Source organism: Nonomuraea rosea (assembly GCF_039539705.1).
Taxonomy (GTDB): domain Bacteria; phylum Actinomycetota; class Actinomycetes; order Streptosporangiales; family Streptosporangiaceae; genus Nonomuraea; species Nonomuraea rosea.
Genome location: NZ_BAABDQ010000018.1, coordinates 171645 through 191525, shown reverse-complemented (window position 1 = coordinate 191525; position 19881 = coordinate 171645). Strand labels below are relative to the sequence as shown.

The 19881-nt window shown below is 72.1% G+C and carries 19 protein-coding genes; 15 read left to right on the top strand and 4 right to left on the bottom strand.

The window, feature by feature from the left end; genetic code table 11:
• Positions 1–19: 19 nt before the first annotated feature.
• Entirely contained in the window at positions 20–475 is a 456-nt protein-coding gene (locus ABEA43_RS35340; RefSeq protein WP_345568762.1) for an Lrp/AsnC family transcriptional regulator, read from the bottom strand.
• A gap of 93 nt (positions 476–568) precedes the next feature.
• Here ABEA43_RS35340 and ABEA43_RS35335 point away from each other — a divergent pair, with 93 nt between their 5' ends.
• Both ABEA43_RS35335 and ABEA43_RS35330 read left to right on the top strand, forming a co-directional pair.
• Entirely contained in the window at positions 569–1423 is an 855-nt protein-coding gene (locus ABEA43_RS35335; RefSeq protein WP_345568760.1) for an LLM class flavin-dependent oxidoreductase, read from the top strand.
• Positions 1420–1845 carry a nucleoside deaminase gene (locus ABEA43_RS35330; protein WP_345568758.1) on the top strand — a complete coding sequence of 142 codons (426 nt, stop codon included), beginning with the start codon at positions 1420–1422 and terminating at the stop codon, positions 1843–1845. The genes ABEA43_RS35335 and ABEA43_RS35330 overlap by 4 nt, the downstream gene beginning before the upstream one ends.
• A 51-nt stretch (positions 1846–1896) precedes the next feature.
• Here the strand turns inward: ABEA43_RS35330 and ABEA43_RS35325 are convergent, their stop codons facing one another.
• Both ABEA43_RS35325 and ABEA43_RS35320 read right to left on the bottom strand, forming a co-directional pair.
• A complete protein-coding gene (locus ABEA43_RS35325) occupies positions 1897–3177 on the bottom strand; it encodes an ABC transporter substrate-binding protein (RefSeq protein WP_345568756.1) in 1281 nt (426 codons plus the stop codon).
• 91 nt (positions 3178–3268) lie between these two features.
• Positions 3269–4141, bottom strand: a complete 873-nt coding sequence (locus tag ABEA43_RS35320) for a helix-turn-helix transcriptional regulator (protein ID WP_345568754.1) — start codon at positions 4139–4141, stop codon at positions 3269–3271.
• A gap of 108 nt (positions 4142–4249) precedes the next feature.
• Here ABEA43_RS35320 and ABEA43_RS35315 point away from each other — a divergent pair, with 108 nt between their 5' ends.
• Positions 4250–5014, top strand: coding sequence for a phytanoyl-CoA dioxygenase family protein (locus ABEA43_RS35315; protein ID WP_345568752.1), 765 nt, complete (start codon positions 4250–4252; stop codon positions 5012–5014).
• 27 nt (positions 5015–5041) lie between these two features.
• On the opposite strand, the gene ABEA43_RS35310 is transcribed toward ABEA43_RS35315, so the two are convergent.
• Positions 5042–6385: a M14 family zinc carboxypeptidase gene (locus ABEA43_RS35310; protein ID WP_345568751.1), complete on the bottom strand. Its 1344-nt coding sequence runs from the start codon at positions 6383–6385 to the stop codon at positions 5042–5044.
• A 142-nt stretch (positions 6386–6527) separates the two neighbouring features.
• On the opposite strand from ABEA43_RS35310, the gene ABEA43_RS35305 reads away from it, so the two are divergent.
• The 12 genes from ABEA43_RS35305 (at position 6528) to ABEA43_RS35250 (ending at position 19879) form a co-directional block, all read left to right on the top strand.
• Positions 6528–8180, top strand: coding sequence for a PucR family transcriptional regulator (locus ABEA43_RS35305; protein WP_345568750.1), 1653 nt, complete (start codon positions 6528–6530; stop codon positions 8178–8180).
• Positions 8181–8257: 77 nt separating this feature from the next.
• Entirely contained in the window at positions 8258–9694 is a 1437-nt protein-coding gene (locus tag ABEA43_RS35300; RefSeq protein WP_345568749.1) for an amidohydrolase, read from the top strand.
• A gap of 137 nt (positions 9695–9831) precedes the next feature.
• On the top strand, positions 9832–11418 hold the full coding sequence (locus ABEA43_RS35295; protein WP_345568748.1) for a peptide ABC transporter substrate-binding protein: 1587 nt from the start codon (positions 9832–9834) through the stop codon (positions 11416–11418).
• 9 nt (positions 11419–11427) lie between these two features.
• On the top strand, positions 11428–12357 hold the full coding sequence (locus ABEA43_RS35290; protein ID WP_345568747.1) for an ABC transporter permease: 930 nt from the start codon (positions 11428–11430) through the stop codon (positions 12355–12357).
• Complete coding sequence (locus ABEA43_RS35285; protein ID WP_345568746.1) at positions 12323–13228, top strand: ABC transporter permease; 906 nt, start codon at positions 12323–12325, stop codon at positions 13226–13228. The genes ABEA43_RS35290 and ABEA43_RS35285 overlap by 35 nt, the downstream gene beginning before the upstream one ends.
• Before the next feature lie 8 nt (positions 13229–13236).
• Complete coding sequence (locus tag ABEA43_RS35280; RefSeq protein ID WP_345568744.1) at positions 13237–14238, top strand: ABC transporter ATP-binding protein; 1002 nt, start codon at positions 13237–13239, stop codon at positions 14236–14238.
• On the top strand, positions 14235–15278 hold the full coding sequence (locus tag ABEA43_RS35275; RefSeq protein WP_345568743.1) for an ABC transporter ATP-binding protein: 1044 nt from the start codon (positions 14235–14237) through the stop codon (positions 15276–15278). Before ABEA43_RS35280 ends, ABEA43_RS35275 begins: the two co-directional genes overlap by 4 nt.
• A gap of 186 nt (positions 15279–15464) precedes the next feature.
• Positions 15465–16157, top strand: a complete 693-nt coding sequence (locus tag ABEA43_RS35270; protein WP_345568742.1) for a GntR family transcriptional regulator — start codon at positions 15465–15467, stop codon at positions 16155–16157.
• Entirely contained in the window at positions 16154–17770 is a 1617-nt protein-coding gene (locus ABEA43_RS35265; protein WP_345568740.1) for an ABC transporter ATP-binding protein, read from the top strand. Before ABEA43_RS35270 ends, ABEA43_RS35265 begins: the two co-directional genes overlap by 4 nt.
• Complete coding sequence (locus tag ABEA43_RS35260) at positions 17767–17901, top strand: hypothetical protein (RefSeq protein WP_345568738.1); 135 nt, start codon at positions 17767–17769, stop codon at positions 17899–17901. The genes ABEA43_RS35265 and ABEA43_RS35260 overlap by 4 nt, the downstream gene beginning before the upstream one ends.
• Positions 17898–18962, top strand: coding sequence for an ABC transporter permease (locus ABEA43_RS35255; RefSeq protein ID WP_345568736.1), 1065 nt, complete (start codon positions 17898–17900; stop codon positions 18960–18962). Before ABEA43_RS35260 ends, ABEA43_RS35255 begins: the two co-directional genes overlap by 4 nt.
• A complete protein-coding gene (locus tag ABEA43_RS35250; protein ID WP_345568735.1) occupies positions 18959–19879 on the top strand; it encodes an ABC transporter permease in 921 nt (306 codons plus the stop codon). Before ABEA43_RS35255 ends, ABEA43_RS35250 begins: the two co-directional genes overlap by 4 nt.
• Positions 19880–19881: the final 2 nt, after the last annotated feature.

Below are 19881 nucleotides of genomic sequence, written 5' to 3'. Positions count from 1 at the left end.
GTCAGGCGGCCGGATCCGTTCAGGCGTCCGCGGCTCGCAGGGGGCCGCGGTACGGCAGGGTCTGGCTGTAGACGATGTTGGTCGTCGTGCTCCCGAAGTCGGCGAGCTCGCCGACCAGCCGTTCGAGATGGCCCATGGAGGCCGCGGCGACCTTCAGCGTGTAGCAGTCGTCGCCGGTCGTCCGCAGGCACTCCAGGATCTCCAGCCGCTCGGCGAGCAGCCGGTGCAGCGGCTCGTGGCGGTTGCCCGGGTATTTGAGGCGTACGACGGCGAGCACCGCGTACCCGGCCTTCTCCAGGTCGACGTCGGCGTGGTAACCGGTGATGACGCCCATGGATTCGAGGCGCCGCACCCGTTCGGTCGTCGCCGACGAGCCGAGGTTCACCCGCCGGCCCAGCTCGGTGAACGGGATGCGGCCGTCGCGCTGGACCTCCACGAGGATCGCCCAGTCGGTCGCGTCGAGATTCTCGGCCATTCAGCCAACCTACCGGCAACATCGCGGACAAATACCGCATAAGCCGGGAGGAATCCCTTCAGCCAATGATGATCGTCTCGATAGCCTGAGGCAGTGCGAATAGGGGTTAACGTTCCGAACTTCGGGCCCGGCACCGATCCCGGCGTCCTGCGCAACTGGGCGCGGACGGTGGAAGGGCTGGGCTTCGATCTCTTGATGGTCTCCGACCATGTCGTGGTGACGCCGGATGTCGCCGGCCAGTATCCAGCGCCGTTCTACGAGCCGTTCACCACCCTCTCGTGGCTCGCCGGCGTCACCGACCGGCTCCTGCTCGGGACCACGGTGCTCATAGCGCCGTACCGGCATCCGCTCCTGACCGCCCGCATGGCCGCCAACCTCAACCAGCTCAGCGGCGGCCGGCTCGTCCTCGGCGTGGCCTCGGGCTGGGCCAGGCAGGAGTTCGCGGCCCTCGGCGTACCGTTCGGCCAGCGCGGGAAGCTCACCGACGACACCCTCCTGGCGGTACGCGCCGCCAGGGAGGACGCCGATGACTACCGCGCGGGGCCGATCCCGTTGTGGATCGGCGGCAACAGCGACGCCGGCATCGAGCGGGCGGTCCGGCTCGGCGACGCCTGGCACCCGCTCAGGAACACGATCCCCTGGCTGCGCGAGGCGACCGGCCGGATGCGGGCGATCGCCGGCGACCGCCCGGTGCCCGGCTTCGCCCCGCGCATCGTCCTGCGGATCACCGCCTCGCCGGTCACCGGTCAGGACCGCCTGGCCGGCGAGGGCACCATCGACCAGATCGTCGAAGACCTCGAACAGCTACGGTTGCTCGGGGCCGAGGCGGTCGTGCTCGACCCGTTCGACGGCGACCCGGACGAGACCCTCAACCCTGAGGCGAAATGGCAGATGCTCGCCACCGTCGCCGCTCATTGGCAGCTTCACCCGCGAATGGACCAACCGTGACACAGAACGAGGAAACCCTGCTGCGCCGCGCGATCGAGCTCGCCGCCGAGGCGCGGGCGGGCGGCAACCCGCCGTTCGGCTCGCTGCTGGCGGGCCCGGACGGCCAGGTGCTCGCCGAGGAGCGCAACACCACGCTCACCGACGCCGACATCAGCGCGCACCCGGAGCTGAAACTGGCCCGCTGGGCGGCCCGCGAGCTGGATCCGGCCACGGCGGCCGGCACGACCATGTACACGAGCTGCCAGCCCTGCGGCATGTGCACGGGGGCGATCCAGCGGTCCGGGCTCGGCCGGGTCGTGTTCGCCCTCTCCAACGAGCAGCTCGACGGCCTCAAACCGGGTGGCGGCTGGCCGCAGGTGCCGCTCGACGGCCCGGCGCTCTACGAAGAGGCGCGCGCCCCGGTCGAGGGCTACTACAAGTGAACGCCGCCGGGCGTGGCCCCCACCACGCCCGGGGCGGCACTCAACGAGCGCTCAGTTGCCCTGCTGGTGGGTGCTCCAGTATTCGTCGGCGACGCGCTGGATGTCCTCCAGGATCTTCTGGTAGCCGTCCGGCTTGACGACGAAGGCGCCGAAGCCGTCCAGCGCGGCGGTGAGCACGGGTGGCGGCGCGGCCTCGAAGTAGCGGTTGACCAGCCGGAACTCCCCACTCCCCGCCGCCTTGCCCACCTGCGCGATGGCCTCGTCGGCGATGGCGACCTTGGGGTTGGCCGAGACGTCGCCCCTGGCGGTGGCCCACTTCTCCTGCGCGGCGGTGGTCACCCACCACTTGAGGTATTTCGTGCTGGCCTGCGCGTCGGGCGCCTTGGCCAGTGAGCACAGCGGGCCGCTCTCGAAGATCATCGAGGTCTTCGGCAGGGCGGGGTTGACGTTCGGGATCGTGAAGAAGCCGTAGTCGGAGCCCGCCTTCATGTCCCGCTGCGTCATGCTCGTGTTGAACCACGTGCCGAACGACACCATCGCGGCCTTGCCGGTCTTGAGCACGTCGCCGGGGTCGGTCTTGTCTCCCGGGTTGTTGAAGTAGCCGGCGTCGATCATCGACTTCCACCGCTTCATCACCTCGACGACACCCGGGTCGGTGTACTTGGCCTGGCCGGTGGACAGGCGGTCGTACAGGTCGGGGTCGGTGCCGGCGAGCAGCTGCTCGAACCAGACGAAGGAGAACAGCACGGAGGTGTGGTAGAACGCGGTCACGCCGCTCTTCTTCAGCGTGGCGGCGATCTGCATCAGCTCGTCCCAGGTGGTGGGCGGCTTCAGCTGGTGCTCGTCGAAGATCTTCTTGTTGTAGAACATCCCCCAGTACGCGGCGTTCAGCGGCACGCAGTACTGCTTGCCGCCCACGGTGTAGTACTTCGCCAGCTCGGTGGTGAGGTCACCGCTCTTGATGGCCTCCTGCCAGAGCTGCGTCGTCTCGGCCACCTGCTTCTGCGCGACGATCTCGGCCAGCCGGCCGCCCGTCGTCCACGTGAACAGGTCGGGCTTCACGTCCGTCCGGAAGGACGCCTTGATGAACGCCTGGTAGGTCGGCTCGTCGGTGTAGCCGACCGGCTTCATCGACAGCCCTATCTGCTGCTTGGACAGGGCGCCCATCTGGTCGAAGTATTTGCTCCAGGCGCCCTTGTCGTTGTAGAGCTTCAGCTCGGTCTTGGCGGCCTGCTGCTGCGTGCCGCCGCCGCCGGAGGAGCAGGCCGCAAGGACGATCATGGGTACGGCGGCGCAGACGGCAGCCATGCGGAAGAGACGCGACCGGATCATGCCCGGCCTCCTGTTCGATCTTCGGGGGGTTCGGACCCCGTTGCGACCGGGGCTTTCACATCAGACCGAGCTCGTAAGTGAAGTCATCTAATCACTTGATATCTTGGGTGTCCAGGGCCGCAGGAACCACGGCTCGCCGGGTCGCCTCCCGGTACTCCCGAGGCGTCATGCCGTACTTATCGTGAAAAAGCCTGGCGAAGTAGGACTGGCCGGAGAAGCCGCAGCGCTGGGCGATCCGCCCGATGCCTTCCGTCGTCGTGGTCAGCAGCAGCGCGGCGTGCTCCAGCCGCCGCGCGGCCACGAACGCGATCGGCGTGCACCCGTAGTGCGCCCGCATCGAGCGGGCCAGGTGCCCCGGGCTGACGGCGGCCATCGCCTGCAGGCAGGCCAGCCCGTCGCGCAGGTTCTCCTCCCTGCTCATCGCGGCGCAGGCGGTCACCAGCCAGCCGGGCCGCCGGTCCACCGCCAGGCCGTCGGCCCGCTCCAGGACCGGCACCACCACCGTCCACAGCCCGACCAGGTCCAGCACGCGCGGCACCCCCGAGTACGCGGCCAGCACGCGGGCGAACTCCGCCGCGATCGGCCCGCCAGGGTCGGCCCGCGCCGACAGCGGCAGGTCCCGGCGGTCCCACTCCGCCGCCCCCGTGAGCCCCGCGAGATCGGCGAAGGCGCGCCAGCGCTCGCTCGGGAAGGCGATGTTGACGAAGCGCAGATGGCCGGGCGGCGTGGCCGCGAACTCGTGGCGGTCGTGCGGCCGGACCAGGACCACGTCCCCGGCGCGCAGCGGCATCTCCGTCTCGCCCACCCGCTGCACGCCCGCGCCCGTGGTGACGAAGACGAGCTCGTGGAAGTCGGCGTGGCTGTGCGGCTCGGGGCGGTCGCGGCGGCCGCCCGTGACCGGGACCAATGCCGCGTGGTACGGCAGGCCGACCGCGAACTCGACCCAGCGCAAAATGGTCGCCATGTCAGGAAATTAATACTTATAGCGTGGCGAGTACTAGTAACTCGCGGCAGGAAGGCCGAAGAATCCGGTTCGACGCCCACCCCCACCCAGCCCCAGGAGGAGCGCATCGTGATCACGGAAGCCGACCGGACCCTGCAGGACTTCGACCGCGACGGCTACACGATCTTCCGGAACGTCATCGACCCCGCCCTCATCGCCGAGGCGAGCGCGCACGTCGACTGGCTGCACGCCAGGTATCCCGACCGGCTCGGCGAGGACCTGGCCACGGAGCTGGTCGCCGGCGACCCGTTCTGGGTGCGGCTGGTCGGCGACGACCGGCTGCTCGACATCGCCGAGCTGTTCCTCGGCCCGGACCTCGCCCTGTTCGCCTCGCACTACATCAGCAAGCCGCCCTTCTCCGGCAAGGCGGTCCTGTGGCACCAGGACGGCGCGTACTGGCCTCTTGAGCCGATGCGCGTGATCACGCTCTGGCTGGCCGTGGACGAGTCCACCCCGGAGAACGGCTGCGTGCGCGTGATCCCCGGCTCGCACAAGGACGACCTGCACGAGCTGCGCACGCGCGACGACGTGGACAACGTCCTCGGCTCGGAGAGCGCGGTGGCGGTGGACGAGTCGGCGGCCGTGGACCTGGTGCTGTCGCCGGGCGACGTGGAGGTGCACCACCCGAACATCCTGCACGCCTCCACCGCCAACACCTCGCCCAGGCGGCGCTGCGGCCTGACCATCCGCTACATCCCGACCTCGACCAGGATCACCAGCGAGCAGCAGCCGTTCACGTCGGCGCTGCTGCTGCGCGGGCAGCCGGGCGTGAACGTCTACCAGCCGTTCCCGCAGTACGTGCCGGGCGAGCACATGCCGTTCGCCGGCGCCTGACCGGCGGCGTCCGCGCGGGACGACCGATCAGGACGCCGCGGCGTGCGCGGCGCCGGCCAGGATGCCGCCGTACTGGATGGAGACCAGGTGGCGGATCGGGATCGTCTCGTCGGACGCGGTCGCCTCCGCCTCCGCGCACCATTCCGCGTACGTCCGCGACAGCTCGCCCGCCTGCGCCCGGATGGCCGGCGTGCCGTTGCCCACGGCCAGCTCGCCCTCCAGCGCCCGCAGCAGCATCCCCCCGAAGCGCAGCCGCACGCTGTGCAGCAGGTCCCGGCAGGAGGACACTTCGGCGACCGTGGCGGGCCGGTCGTTCTCCGCGGCCTTGGCCCTGGTCTCGTCGGTGACCGCCATGCCGGCCACCATCGGGATGAAGCACTTGCTCGCGCGCACGAAGGGCGAGTCGGTGACCAGGTCGCCCGACACCGCGGACAGCACTCCGTCCATGACGGCGGAGGCGGCGTGCAGGTTCGCGGCGTGGCCGAGCAGCAGGTCGCGGTAGACCTGGCCGGACGGGGAGGTGTCGGCGGCGGAGGCGTCCGTCCAGTAGGGCACCTCGGCCGTCAGCCCGAGGGCGCCGTACCTCTTGATGTAGGAGTCGCTGGCGGCGCCGCCGATGTGCTCGACGGGGTCCTGCCCGAGCGCCTCCAGGTAGTCGTAGGCGTCCTCCATGGTGGGCGCCAGGTAGACGGCCTGCTCCAGCTGCTTCACGGAGGGGTGCTCGGGCTCTCCCGCGTGCAGCGGCACGCCGTACCGCGCGGGCAGGGCCTTGAGCACCTGCTGGAGCTCGGGCTCCGGCCGGTTCAGGTAGTAGAAGACGCCGCCGGACTCGCCGTTGTGCAGGGTGGTCACGAACGACGGGCGGGTGTCGTCGATGAGCCGCATCAGCGCCAGCGTCTCGGGGAGCACCCGATCGAAGTAGGCCCGCTTGTAGGCGAACGGGAACGTCCACTCGACCTGCTCGTCCCCGGCCGGCCGATAGAAGTGCCGGCCGTAGTGCGCCCTGGTGAACGGCCCCGCGAACCAGCCCTCGTTGAGCCGGGTCCCGTCCGGGTCCAGGCAGCCCACGATGTGCCAGGTGTAGCCGGCCGAGCGGCGCAGCTCCGCGTCGGCGCACAGCCGGGTGGCCAGGTGCGTGACGGTCAGCCCGCCGATGGGCTCGTTCGGGTGCGGGCCCGCGGCGACGATGGCGTGCCTCGGCCCGTCGCCCACGGTCAGGCAGAGCAGCGGGTCGCCCAGGCGGGAGGTGCCGATGCGGCGCAACGAGGCCACGCCGGGATGGTCGTCCGCCAGCCGGGTGAGTGCGGCGTGGACCTCGTCCACCGTCGCGAAGCGGTCGAAGTCGGGGACGGTGTCGAGTTCAGCAATCAAGGAGGCGAGCACACCCTAGTTTCCACACGATTCGCATCGGCGGACATCGTGGGGAACCTCAACGTCGCCGCACCCGCCTTGTGGCAACCGTCAAAGCCACGACCTGGTTGAATGAAGCCCCGCTATCGCGCTAAGGAGTGGAATGTCGGCATCTGACCTGATACCCGATGGTCCGATGCCCGACGGCTCGATCTCCAGCCCCTACCACCCGCCGCTCAGCCAGGTGCTCGAAACCCTGGGCAGCCACGTGCTCACCGCCGCCTACGCCCCCGGCGGCGAGGCGATCACCCTGGGCGAGCCCATCGTGCACGACCCCGACGACCCCCTCGACGAACGCCCCGGCTGCGTCCTGCTCGCCGTCGGCTCACGGGTGGCCGGCCAGGACACCCACGACCTGGTACGCCGCGCCGCCCGCCTCGACTACCACGCCGTCGTCGTCAAGGACAGAGGCGCCGACCTGGGCCCGCTCATCGACACGGCCAAGGACGCGGGCATCGCCCTGCTGATCGCCCCCCAGCGGATCCCGTGGCGGCAGCTCGACGCCCTGCTGACCGCGGCGATCGCCGGCCCGGGCGCGGCGACCACGACCTACTCCACGGTCGCGATCGGCGACCTGTTCGCGCTGGCCAACGCGATCGCCGCGACGATCGGCGGCGCGACCACCATCGAGGACCCGCAGGGCAACGTGCTGGGCTACTCCAACATCCCCGGCCAGGAGATCGACGAGATCCGCAGGCTCGGCATCCTGGGCCGCAAGACCCCGCAGCGGCCCACCAATCGCAGCGAGTACACCCACGTCTTCCGAGCCGGCGGGCCCGTGCGGTTCGACAGCCTCGGCCCCGGCCACATGCGGCGCCTGGCCACGGCGGTCCGGGCGGGCGCCCAGCTGCTCGGGTTCATCTGGCTCCTCGACGGGGAGCCGCCGGTCGTGCCCGGCGCGATGCGGCTGCTCGACGACGCCGGCCGGATCGCGGCGCTGCATCTGCTGCGCGCCCGCAACCCCAGCAACCCGCAGCGCTGGCACAGCTCGGAGACGCTGCGGGCGCTGCTCGACGGCACGGCCAGCGAGTCGGCGGCGGCCGTGCGGCTGAGCCTGCCGGCGAGCTCGCCGGTGACGATCGTGGCCTTCGCGCCCGCCGGCCCGATGGCCGAGCCGGGCACGACGCTGGCCAGCATCGTCGATCTGATCAGCCTGAGCTGCGAGGCCTGGCATCCCCAGGCCGTCTGCACGACGGCCGGGGGCCGGGTCTACGCGCTGCTGCCCGTCCCGCCGGGCACGCCCGCCGCGCGGCTGGTCCGCGTCGCGACCGGTGCGGCCGACACGGTGCGCAAGTCCACCCGGCTCGCCCTGCACGCGGGCATCGGCCCCGTGGTCGAGGGGCTGGGCGAGGTGCCGTCCTCCAGCCGGCTGGCCGAGCGGGTGCTGCGCGTGCTCGCCGAGACCGCGGGGACCTCGGTGGCGGTCGCCACCGACGAGCAGGTACGCAGCCGCGTCGCCCTGCTCGACCTGGCCGAACGCGGCGGGGTGGCGGACGGCCGGCTCCTGCGCCCGGTGCGCACGATGCTCGACCACGACAGGGCGCACTCCACCACCCACTCCGTCACCCTGCTGGCCTATTTCGACGCCTTCGGCGAGGCGGCCAAGGCGGCGGCCGAGCTGTCCGTGCACGAGAACACGCTGCGCTACCGCGTCCGCCGGTTGCAGGAGCTGTTCGACGTCGATCTCGCCGACCCCACGGAGCGGCTGGTGATCTGGCTCCAGCTCCGCCTGCTGAGGCTGCGCGGCGAGCTGTAGCCCCCGACAACGGGCCCAGGGCGAGATGTCCGGTTTCGACGATGAGCGGCGGCGTTCGCCCGCTTAGCGTTCGTCGCATGCCTTCACTGCTGCTGCGCAACGCGCGGATGGGCCTGAACGGCCCGATCAGAAACGTCCTGATCGCGGACGGCCGGATCGCGGACGTGACCACGGAGGAGCCGCCGGCCGGCGAGTCGGCCGACCTCCAGGGCGCCACGCTCCTGCCCGGCCTGTGGGACGCGCACGTGCACATGATGCAGTGGGCGCAGACCAGGCGCAGGGTCGACGTCAGCGGCGCCCGCAGCGCGCGCGAGGCCGTCGATCTCGTGGTCCCGCACACCGGCTTCACCGTCGCCTACGGCTTCCGCGACGGCCTGTGGCCGGACGCCCCGCACAAGTCCCTGCTGGAGGCGGCGGCGCCGGGCAGGCCGATCGCGCTGTTCAGCAACGACCTGCACACCGGCTGGTTCAGCCCGGCCGCGCTGGCCGCCGTCGGGCGGGCCGAGCACCCCACGGGCGTGCTGCGCGAGCGCGAATGCCACGTCGCGATGACCGCGCTCCCGCTGCCGCCCGAGCGGGAGCTGGACCGCTGGGTGGCCGAGGCGACCACCGCGGCGGCGGCCCGCGGGGTGGTCGGGGTGCTCGACTTCGAGTACGCCGACAACGTCACCGACTGGACCCGCCGGGTCCGCGAGCAGCAGGTGGACGTGCGGGTGGCCTGCTCGATCCCGAAGGACCGGCTGGAGGAGGCCATCGGGCGCGGGCTGCGCAGCGGTGCGGCCGTCGCGGGGTCCGGCGGCCTGCTGGAGGTGGGGCCGGTGAAGATCTTCATGGACGGCTCGCTCAACACCAGGACCGCGTACTGCGACGACCCCTACCCCGGCACCGGCGGGCGCGGCCTGCTGGAGACCGCGCCGGACGACCTGCACGCCACGATGGCGCTGGCCCATGCGCACGGCGTCCAGCCTGCCGTGCACGCCATCGGCGACCTGGCCGCGAGCATCGCGCTGGACGCGTTCGAGCGGGTGGGCTGTCCTGGCCGGATCGAGCACGCGCAGCTCCTGCGGCCCGCCGACTTCGCCAGGTTCGCCCGTCCCGGGCTGATCGCGAGCGTCCAGCCGGCGCACGCGCCCGACGACCGGGAGGTCGCCGACCTGCACTGGCACGGCCGTACGCACCGCGCCTTCGCCTACGCCGACCTGCTCGCCGCGGGCGCCGTGCTGGAGCTGGGCTCCGACGCCCCGGTGGCGCCGCTCGACCCGTGGGACGGCCTGGCGGCCGCCGTCGGGCGGACCGACGACGAGCGCCCGCCGTGGCACCCCGAGCAGTCGATCCCGCTGCCTGCCGTGCTCGCCGCGGCCAGCCGCGGGCGGCGCGGCGTACGACGAGGTGACGCGGCGGATCTGATGATCACCGCGGCCGACCCGTCGGGCCTGGACGCGGCCGGGTTGCGCGGCATGGACGTGCTGGGCACGTTGCTCGGCGGCCGGTGGACCCACCGGCAACATCTGTGAAACACGCGGTTGACCCGGCTGTCCCAGCAGACAAACCAGCCCCACGGGGTTGAACCATTCCAACAATGAAGGGCCAGCAGTGCTATGGCACGCTCAACCCCAAGCACGGGCCCCGCCATCCTTGGAGGTGTCAGCGTATGTCCGTCAAAAGAGCATTTGGAGCCGCCGTCGCGAGCGCGCTGGCCGTCACGCTGACGGCCTGCTCCGCCGGCTCGGCCGGGTCCGCCCCGCAGGGAGAGAAGTCCTACTCGGTGGGCGTGACCACGTACTTCCTGTCCCACTTCACGCCGGGCAAGTCGGCCGCCAGCAACCTCGACTACGCCTTGTTCACGCCGCTGACGACCGTCGACCCGGCGACGGGCAAGGCGGTCAACGCGGTGGCCGAGTCGATCGAGTCCTCCGACGGCGTCGAGTGGACGATCAAGCTCAAGCCGGGCTGGACGTTCCACAACGGCGAGGAGGTCACGGCGCAGTCGTTCGCCGACTCGTGGAACGCCACCGCGTACGGGCCCAACGCCTTCACCGGCAACTTCATGTTCGCCGCGATCAAGGGCTACGCCGATCTCAACCCCGCCGACGGCAAGCCGGCGAAGAAGACGCTGTCCGGGGTCGAGGTGGTCGACAAGACCACGCTGAAGGTCACGCTCGGCAAGCCGCTGTCGCTGCTGCCGTACGTGCTGGCCCAGACCGCGTTCGCGCCCATGCCGAAGGCGGCCTTCACCGACCTCGACGCCTTCGACCGCAAGCCGATCGGCAACGGGCCGTACAAGATGGAGGGCGAGGGGCTGGCCGCGGGCGTGACGAAGGTGGTCCTGCGGAAGTTCGACGGCTACAAGGGCACGCCGGGCGACGCGGCCACGATCGAGGCGAAGTCGTACCAGGACGAGGCCGCCGCCTACCGCGACCTGCAGGCGGGCAACGTCGACGTCACGCTGGTGACCGGTAACAACCTCACCGACGCGGCGAGCCGGTTCAAGGACCGGCTGGTACGCGTGCCGTACCCGGCGGTCGTCTACCTGGGCTTCCCGCTCTGGGACAAGCGCTTCGCCGACATCAGGGTGCGGCAGGCGTTCGCCCAGGCCGTCGATCGGGAGACCATCGTCAAGTCGCTGCTGCGCGGCTTCGGCGAGCCGGCCAAGGGCCTGGCGGGGCCGACCGTCCCCGGCGGCGGCGCGGCGGACTGCGCGTCCTGCTCCTACGATCCGGTCAAGGCCAAGGCGCTGCTCGCCGAGGCGGGCGGCTGGAGCGGGCCGCTCAAGCTGTGGACGTTCCAGGACCCGCTGAACACCGTGATCCTGGAGGCCATCGGCAACCAGCTCAGGACGAACCTCGGCATCGAGACCGTCACCACCCAGGCCCAGCCGGTCGACCAGCTCTACCCCAACATGACGGCCAAGAAGATCGACGGCCCGGTCCTGCTCTACATGGGCGCCGGCTACCCGCACCTGTACGCCCTGGCCGACCAGCTCTTCACGAAGGGCTCCGGCGCGAACGTCACCGGCTACGACAGCCCCGAGTTCGCCTCCCTCATGGACAAGGCGGCGAACGCGACCCAGGACGAGGCGCTGAGCCTGACCAAGGAGGCGACCAAGGTGGCGCTCGACGGGCTGCCGCTCTCGCCGCTGTTCCAGCCGGTCGGCGGGCTGGCCTACTCCGCCAAGGTCAGCAACGTCAAGCCGGAGTTCCTCGGCGGCGTGACGCTCGCCGCCGTCAAGGTCGGCTGAGGCGCAGCCGTGGGGAGGTACGCGTTCCACCGGCTGCTCACGGCGCTGCCCGTGCTGCTGGGCACCACCTTCGTCATCTACCTGGCGGTCTACGCCCTGCCGGGCGACCCGATCCAGGCGCTGGCGGGCCCCAACAGAATGCTGTCGCCGTCGGTGGAGCAGGCGCTGCGGGAGCGGTTCCACCTGGACGATCCGCTGATCGTCCAGTACGGCCTCTACCTGCGGGGCCTGGTCACCGGGGACCTCGGCACCAGCTTCAGCGGCCGTCCCGTCTCCGAGGTGATCGCGGCGAGCTGGCCGGTGACGTTCCAGCTCGGCGTGACGGCCTGGCTGTTCATGTCGGTCCTGGGCGTGGCGCTCGGGACCGTGGCCGGGATGCGGCGCGGCCGGCTGGCCGACGCGGCCGTGCTCGGCGGCACCACGGTCATCATGGGCGTGCCGTTCTTCGTGGTCGCCTACATCGCGCAGCTCGTGCTGGGCATCAACCTCGGCTGGCTGCCGGTCTCGGGCACCGAGGCCGGGTGGCCGCTGGCGTACGTCCTGCCCGGCCTGGTCCTCGCCCTTTACGGCCTGCCGCAGGTGGCCCGGCTGACCAGGACCAGCATCCTGGACAACCTGGGCGCCGACCACGTCGACACGGCCACCGCCAAGGGCCTGCCCAGGCGGGCCGTCGTCGTCCGGCACGTCCTGCGCAACTCCCTGATCCCCGTGGTGTCGCTGCTCGGCGTGAGCCTCGGTTACCTGCTCAGCGGCACCGTGCTGATCGAGGGGATCTTCAACCTGCCCGGCCTCGGCTACCAGATCTTCACGGCGATCCCGCAGCACGACGGGCCTGTCGTCGTGGGCGTGGGAACGCTGCTCGTCCTCGTCTTCCTGCTGGTGAACCTCTTGGTGGATCTGCTCTATGGCATCCTCGACCCTCGCATCCGCCTCGGCTGAGGCACCGCGCGGCCATGAACGCGGCCGTGAGGGCGGCCTGTTGCGCGAGCTGCGCCGCCGCCCGTCGTTCGCCGTCTCCAGCGTCGTCGCGCTGCTGGTCTGCGCGATGGCCGCGGCGCCGCAGCTCTTCGCGGGCTGGTTCGGCGCCGGCGACCCGCGCCGCTGCGACCTGGTGAACAGCGGCCTGCCGCCGGCGCCGGGGCATCCGTTCGGGTTCGACATCCAGGGCTGCGACCTCTACAGCAACGTGGTCCACGGCGCCCGGTCGTCGGTCCTGATCGCGGTCCTCGTCACCGCCGGGATGATCGTGATCGCGGTGGTGCTCGGCGGCCTGGCCGGTTATTTCGGCGGCTGGGTGGACGCGGCGATCAGCCGGGTCATGGACGTGTTCTTCGGGTTCCCGTCGCTGGTCGGGATGATCGTCCTCCTCCAGGCGGCCAGCGCGCACAACGAGCTGACCGTCTCGGCCGTGCTGATCCTCTTCGGCTGGCCGGTCCTGGCGCGCGTCATGCGCGGCTCCGTCCTCGCCACGGCGACCAGCGAGTACGTGGCCGCCGCCCGCGGCGTCGGCGCCGGCACCCCGCGCATCCTGCTGCGCCACGTGCTGCCCAACTCCTTCGGCCCGGTCGCCGTGCTCACCGGGCTGAACGTGGGCGGCGTGATCGCCTCGGAGTCGGCGCTGACGTTCCTGGGCGTGGGGCTGCAGACGCCGGCGATCTCGTGGGGCGTGCAGCTCAACACCGCCCAGCAGTACATCGCCTCCGCCCCGCACCTGCTGATCTTCCCCTCGATCTTCCTGACCGTGACGGTGCTCAGCTTCGTGCTGCTCGGCGACGCGCTGCGCGACGCCTTCGACCCCCGACTGCGCTAGGTGCCGCCATGAGCTCTCTGGAATCGCTGCCCGGCTTCGACGCGTCCGCGCCGGTGCTCGACGTGTCCGGCCTGCACGTGAGCTTCGGCCAGGCCAGGGTGGTGAACGGGGTCGACCTCGCCGTGGCGGGCGGGCGTACCCTCGCGGTGCTCGGCGAGTCGGGCAGCGGCAAGAGCGTGACGGCCCGCGCCATCATGGGGCTGGTACGCCCGCCGCGCGGCACGATCACGGCCGGCGCCGTCCGCCTGCGCGGCGTGGACCTGGTGACGCTGCCGGAGGAGGCCAGGCGGCGGCTGCGGGCGACCACGATCGCCATGGTCTTCCAGGACGCCCTGTCCGCGCTCAATCCGGTGCTCAGCGTCGGTTACCAGATCGCCGAGCTGTTCCGCGCGCACCGCGGGCTGTCCCGCAAGGAGGCGCGCAGGCGGGCCGTGGAGGTGCTCGACCTCGTCCGCATCCCGTCGGCCGCCCGGCGGGCGCGGGACTACCCGCACCAGTTCTCCGGCGGTATGCGGCAGCGGGTGGGGATCGGGCTGGCGATCGCGCTGGACCCGCAGGTGATCATCGCCGACGAGCCGACGACCGCGCTCGACGTGACCGTCCAGGCGCAGATCATCCGGTTGCTCGGGGAGCTCCAGCGCGAGCACGGCACCGCCCTGGTGCTCATCACGCATGACATGGGCGTGGTCGCGGACATCGCCGACCGGGTCGCCGTCATGTACGGGGGGCGGGTGGTGGAGCAGGGGGGCGCGGCCGAGGTGTACGCGGGGCCCGCGCATCCGTACACGGAGGCGCTTCTGGGGGCGATCCCGCGGCCGGAGCTGCGCGGGCGGCGGCTCGCGGTCATCCCGGGCGCGCCGCCCGACCTGACCGGGCCCGGGGACGGGTGCCGCTTCCTGCCCCGCTGCGGGTACGGGACGGCCGCGTGCGAGCAGGCGCCGCCGGCGCACGAAATCGGACCGGGCAGGCTCACGGCCTGCCACGAGTGGGAACGGGTGACGTCCTCATGACGGAACCGGCGAAGACCGAGCCATCTACGGAGACCCGGCTGGGCGCGGAGGCCGCACGGGACGACGTGGTGCTGGAGGTGCGCGGGCTGGTCAAGCACTTCCCGATCCGGCAGGGCGTGCTCCGGCGCACCACGGGCCTGCTCAAGGCGGTCGACGGGGTGGACCTCGTGCTGCGCAAGGGCGAGACGCTCGGCATCGTCGGCGAGTCGGGGTGCGGCAAGTCCACCCTGGCCAGGCTGCTCACCGCGCACGAGCGGCCCACGTCCGGCGAGGTCACCGTGCTCGGCAGGTCCATGCACCACCTGCGCGGCCGGGAGTTGCGCAGGGCCAGGCGGCACATCCAGCTCATCTTCCAGGACCCCTACTCCTCGCTCGACCCCCGCATGACGGTCGCCGACATTGTGCGGGAGCCGTACGACGTCAATCCGGACCTCGCGCCGCGCGGCGACCGCGACCGGCTCGTGCGCGAACTGCTCGCCGCGGTGGGACTCAACCCCGGCCACGGCGAGCGCTACCCGCACCAGCTCTCCGGGGGCCAGCGGCAGCGGGTGGGCATCGCCCGCGCCCTCGCGCTGCGGCCGGAGGTCCTGGTGTGCGACGAGCCCGTGTCGGCGCTCGATGTCTCGGTCCAGGCGCAGATCGTGAACCTGCTGGAGGAGCTGCGCGAGCAGTTCTCGCTGGCGTACGTCTTCATCGCGCACGATCTGAGCGTGGTCCAGCATCTGGCCGACCGGGTGGCCGTCATGTACCTGGGCAAGGTGGTCGAGGTCGGCTCGGAGTCCGAGGTGTACGGCTCGGCGGCGCACCCGTACACGCAGGCCCTGCTGTCGGCGGCGCCCGTACCGGACCCGGCCCTGCGCGGGACCCGGCAGGAGATCATCCTGGAGGGCGAGCCGCCCAGCCCGGTCGACCCGCCGTCCGGCTGCTCGTTCCACCCGCGCTGCCGCCTGGCGGTGCCCGACTGCGCGCGCACGGCCCCGGCCCTCGAACCCGTCGCCACCCCCGGCCACCTGGTCTCCTGCCACCTCGCCGACCGGTAAACCCGCCCCAGGGACTCGGGCCTTCCGTCCGGTCCTAAATTCGCGTCCATCGTGCCCGATAATGCACTCAACACCGCCCTGAACAGGGATTCTGCGCACATGCACGCGTGTATACACCCGTGTCTTCACGAGGTAACGCCGCAGAAATAACCGCTTGGTCAGATGAGCGCCACCTGCGAAGGGGGTGTGACCGAAGTGGAGATGTCCCGTCGCGAATGGGCCTACAACGAGCTGCGCCGCCGGGTGATGGTCGGCGAGTTCGGGGTCCGTACCCGGCTGATGGAGAAGCACCTGGCCGAGGACCTCGGCGTCTCGCGCACGCCGGTACGCGAAGCGCTGGTGCGGCTGGAGACCGACCGGCTGGTGGTCCGCGAGGACGGGTGCTACTACGTGGCCGTCCCCGACCTGTCCCACCTGCGCGACCTGTACGAGCTGCGCATCACGCTGGAGCTGCGCGGCCTGACCAGGGTGCAGGAATCGGACCTGGTCAGCCACGACGTCGCCCTGCTCGAACCGCTGCGCGACAAGTGGCGCGAGCTCATCGACGACCTGCCTGAGCCCGACCCGCAGTTCGTGCTGCTGGACGAGGACTTCCACGTCACGCTGCTGCGCGCCTCGGGCAACGACGAGCTGACCGAGGCGCTGGAGACGGTCAACGCGCGGATCAGGCACGTACGCATGTACGACTTCCTGACCGCCGACCGCATCGCCACCTCCAGCGACGAGCACCTGCGGATCGTCGAGCTGGTGCTCGCCAAGGACCTCGACGACGCGCTCACCGCCCTGCACAAGCACGTCGGCGAGTCCCTGGAGATCGTCGAGCGCCGCGCCGCCCGCGCCATCACCCAGATGGCCCTGCACAGGAGGGTCGCCACATGACCGAGCCACCGCCGGCGCAACCGCTCTCGGAGCCGCTCTCGGGGCCGCTCTCGGGGCCGCTCTCGGGGCCGCTCTCGGGGCCGCTCTCGGGGCCGCTGCTGGCCGTACGCGGGCTGACCGTACGCTTCGGCGAGGTCCTGGCCAACGACCACGTCGCCTTCGAGGTGCTCCCCGGCGAGGTGCACGCGCTGATCGGCGAGAACGGCGCGGGCAAGAGCACCCTGCTCAAGCTCGTCTACGGCGTGTACCGCCCCGACGCCGGCGAGATCCTCGTCGGCGGCGAGCCGATGTCCACCTCTCCGGGACGAGCCCGCGCGGCCGGGATCGGCATGGTCTTCCAGGACCTCAGGCTGGTCCCCGCGCTCACCGTCGCGGAGAACATCGCCCTGGCCGGCAAGGGCCTCGGCGGCCACAGGAAGATCATCGAGGCGGCCGCCCGCTACGGCCTGGCCGTCGATCCGGCGGCCCGCGCCGGCCATCTGTCCATCGGCGAGCGCCAGCGGGTGGAGATACTCAAGGTCCTCATGACGGGCGCCCGCATCGTCATCCTCGACGAGCCGACCAGCGTCCTCACCCCGCAGGAGGCGGAGGCGCTGCTCGACGCGGTACGCGGGCTGCGCGAGCGAGGGCTCGGCGTCGTCCTGGTCACCCACAAGCTCGGCGAGGTACGCGCCATCGCCGACCGCGTCACCGTCCTGCGGGGCGGCAAGGTCACCCTCCAGGCCGCCGACCCGCGCGGGCACACCGACGCCGAGCTCGTGACGGCCATGGTGGGCCGTACCGTGCCGGCGTTGCCCGCCGAGCGGCCTGAGCCCGCCCGCGACCGCGTCCCCGCGCTGCGGCTCAGCGGAGTCAGCGCCCACGGTGACGGCGGCCACCTGGCCCTGCGCGAGGTGGAGCTGACGGTCGCGCCCGGCGAGATCGTCGGCGTGGCGGGGGTCGCGGGCAGCGGCCAGCGGGAGCTGTGCGAAGTGGCGCTCGGGGTACGGCGGGCCGCCACCGGCACCGTGGAGATCTGCGGCGAGCCGCTGACCCGCGGGCCGCGCGCCGCCTCGGCCATGGGCGTCACCTCGGTCTCCGAGGATCCGCTGACCGACGCCGTCGTCCCCGGCATGAGCGTGACGCAGCACATGGCGCTCGGTCTCGCCCGGCTGCCCCGGCGCGGGCTGAACGTGGACTGGCGGCAGGTCGCCCAGGCCACCGGGGAGCTGGAGGCCGCGGTCGGCCTCGGCATGGCGGCGGGGCACCGTACCCTCGCCGGGTTGTCCGGCGGCAACGTCCAGCGGGTCATGCTGACCAGGGCGCTCGGCCGGGCCGACGCCCGGCTCATCGTGGCCGCCTACCCCAGCCGCGGCCTGGACATCGCCACCACCCGCCGCACCCAGGAGCTCCTCCTGGAGCGGCGCGCGGCGGGCGCGGGCCTGCTCGTCGTCTCGGAGGACCTCGACGAGCTGATCGCGCTCAGCGACCGCATCGCGGTCATGTACGCCGGGCGGATCGCGGGCGTCGTGGACGCGGCGCGCGCCGACCGGGAACAGATCGGCCGTCTCATGCTCGGCGGCGAGGTCGCCGGCCCCGGCGAACTGGTCAGCACGGCCGGCGAGTCGTCATGACCGCGCCCGCCACGACCGGAGAGGCCGTCATGACCGCGCACGCCACCACCGGAGAGGCCGTCATGACCGCGCACGCCACCACCGGAGAGGCCGTCATGACCGCTCGCACCGCCCTCGGGGAAGCGTCATGAGCGCGCCTGCGAGCACCGCCGCGCCGGTCCCCGTCGTCGCGCGTGGTCGCGACCGCGGCCTGGTCCTGCGGTGGGCGGGCGCGCTGGCCGGGGCCCTGGTGCTGTTCGCGCTGCTGCTGCTCGTCAAGGGGGCCGATCCGGTGGCGGTGTTCGCCGGGATGGTGACCTCCACGCTGACCAGCCCGCCCTCCCTGGAGCAGATCGTCATCAAGGCCGCCCCCCTGATCCTCGCCGCGCTCGCCGTGGTCGTACCGGCGCGGGCCGGGCTGACCAACGTCGGCGGCGAGGGCCAGGTGGTGATCGGCGCGGTCGCGGCGGCCGGCGTCGGGCTGGCGCTGGACCGGCAGGTCGCCGGGCCGCTCGTGCTCGTCCTGCTGCTGGCCGGCGGCGCGCTCGGCGGGGCGCTGTGGGCGGGCGTCGCGGCCGTCCTGCGCATCACCACCGGCGTGAACGAGGCCGTCAGCACCCTGCTGCTCAACTACATCGCGCTCGACGTGCTGCTCTACCTCATCTACGAGCCGTGGAAGGACACCACGGGCTCCGGCCAGCCGGTCACGAGGTCGCTGGAGGTGGCCGCGCGGCTGCCGCTGGTGGGCGGCACCGCCGTGCACGCGGGGATCGTGCTGGCCCTGCTCGCCGCGGCCGGAGTGTGGCTGGTGCTGCGGCGTACCGCGTTCGGGTTCCGGCTCGGCGTGGTCGGCGGCAACGCGGAGGCGGCCGCGCGGGCCGGGCTGCCGGTGCGCGCGCTGCTGCTGTCGGCCATGCTCATCGGCGGCGTGCTGGCGGGGCTGGCGGGCGCGGTGCATCTGGCCGGGCAGGAGTTCGAGCTGCGGCCGGGCATCACCACGAACCTCGGCTACGTCGCCTTCCTCGCCTCGTGGCTGGTCGGGCACCGCCCGCTGCCGGTGGTCGGCGCGGCGCTGCTGGTCGCCGCCATCACGGTCGCGGGCGACAGCCTCCAGCTCGACAGCGGCCTGCCCGCCGCCACCACCCACATCCTCACCGGCCTGGTGCTGCTCGCCGTGCTCGGCTGGACCAGGCGGAAGAAGGCGCTGACATGAGTGACCTGATCACCGACGTGCTGGCCGGCGGAGTGCGCGGCGGCACCGCGATCATGCTGGCGGCGCTCGGCGAGACGCTCGCAGAACGGGCGGGCGTGGTCAACCTGGGGACCGAGGGCTGCCTGCTGGTCGGGGCGCTGAGCGGGTACGCGGTGGCCGCCGAGAGCGGCAACCCGTGGCTCGGGCTGGCCGCGGGTGCGCTGGCGGGGGCGGGCCTGGCGCTCGTGCACGCCGTGCTCGTGGTGTGGCGGGGCGCCGACCAGTTCGCGACCGGGCTCACGCTCATGTTCCTCGGGCTCGGGCTGACCTCGCTGTTCGGGGCCGCGTACGTGGGCGTGGCCGCCCCCGGTTTCGCGCCGGTCACCCTGCCCGTGCTCGGCGACCTGCCGGTCGTGGGCCAGGTGTTCTTTCAGCACGACCCGGTCACCTACGCGTCGTACCTGGTCGCGCCGCTGCTGTGGTGGTTCCTGCGCCGTACGCGGGGCGGGCTGCTGGTGCGGACGGCGGGAGAGCGGGCCGAGGTGCTGCACGTGCACGGGTATCACGCCGGGCTGATCCGCGGCCTGGCGGTCACGGCCGGCGGGGCGCTGGCCGGGCTCGGCGGGGCGCAGCTCGCCACCGCCTACGCGCACGCCTGGTTCGAGGGGATGACGGCCGGGCGCGGGTTCATCGCGGTCGCCCTGGTCATCTTCGCCGCCTGGCGCCCGATGTGGGTGGCGGGCGGAGCCTACCTGTTCGGCTCGCTGCTGGCGGTCGCCCCCGCTTTGCAGGCTCGGGGGGCGGAGCTCAACCAGTTCGCGCTGGACGCGCTGCCCTTCGTCATCACCCTGGTCATCCTCGCGGTGATCGGCCGCAGGACCCTGCGCGCGGCTCCGGCCGAGCTCCGGCGCGCCTTCGAAAGTTCCCCCTCCTCATAAGG

Bases quoted from the DNA above. Each gene is read 5' to 3' on its own strand.
- ABEA43_RS35340 (WP_345568762.1), bottom strand. From the start codon at position 475: ATGGCCGAGAATCTCGACGCGACCGACTGGGCGATCCTCGTGGAGGTC.
- ABEA43_RS35325 (WP_345568756.1), bottom strand. From the start codon at position 3,177: ATGATCCGGTCGCGTCTCTTCCGCATGGCTGCCGTCTGCGCCGCCGTA.
- ABEA43_RS35320 (WP_345568754.1), bottom strand. From the start codon at position 4,141: ATGGCGACCATTTTGCGCTGGGTCGAGTTCGCGGTCGGCCTGCCGTAC.
- ABEA43_RS35305 (WP_345568750.1), top strand. From the start codon at position 6,528: ATGTCGGCATCTGACCTGATACCCGATGGTCCGATGCCCGACGGCTCG.
- ABEA43_RS35300 (WP_345568749.1), top strand. From the start codon at position 8,258: ATGCCTTCACTGCTGCTGCGCAACGCGCGGATGGGCCTGAACGGCCCG.
- ABEA43_RS35295 (WP_345568748.1), top strand. From the start codon at position 9,832: ATGTCCGTCAAAAGAGCATTTGGAGCCGCCGTCGCGAGCGCGCTGGCC.
- ABEA43_RS35285 (WP_345568746.1), top strand. From the start codon at position 12,323: ATGGCATCCTCGACCCTCGCATCCGCCTCGGCTGAGGCACCGCGCGGC.
- ABEA43_RS35280 (WP_345568744.1), top strand. From the start codon at position 13,237: ATGAGCTCTCTGGAATCGCTGCCCGGCTTCGACGCGTCCGCGCCGGTG.
- ABEA43_RS35275 (WP_345568743.1), top strand. From the start codon at position 14,235: ATGACGGAACCGGCGAAGACCGAGCCATCTACGGAGACCCGGCTGGGC.
- ABEA43_RS35265 (WP_345568740.1), top strand. From the start codon at position 16,154: ATGACCGAGCCACCGCCGGCGCAACCGCTCTCGGAGCCGCTCTCGGGG.
- ABEA43_RS35260 (WP_345568738.1), top strand. From the start codon at position 17,767: ATGACCGCGCCCGCCACGACCGGAGAGGCCGTCATGACCGCGCACGCC.
- ABEA43_RS35255 (WP_345568736.1), top strand. From the start codon at position 17,898: ATGAGCGCGCCTGCGAGCACCGCCGCGCCGGTCCCCGTCGTCGCGCGT.
- ABEA43_RS35250 (WP_345568735.1), top strand. From the start codon at position 18,959: ATGAGTGACCTGATCACCGACGTGCTGGCCGGCGGAGTGCGCGGCGGC.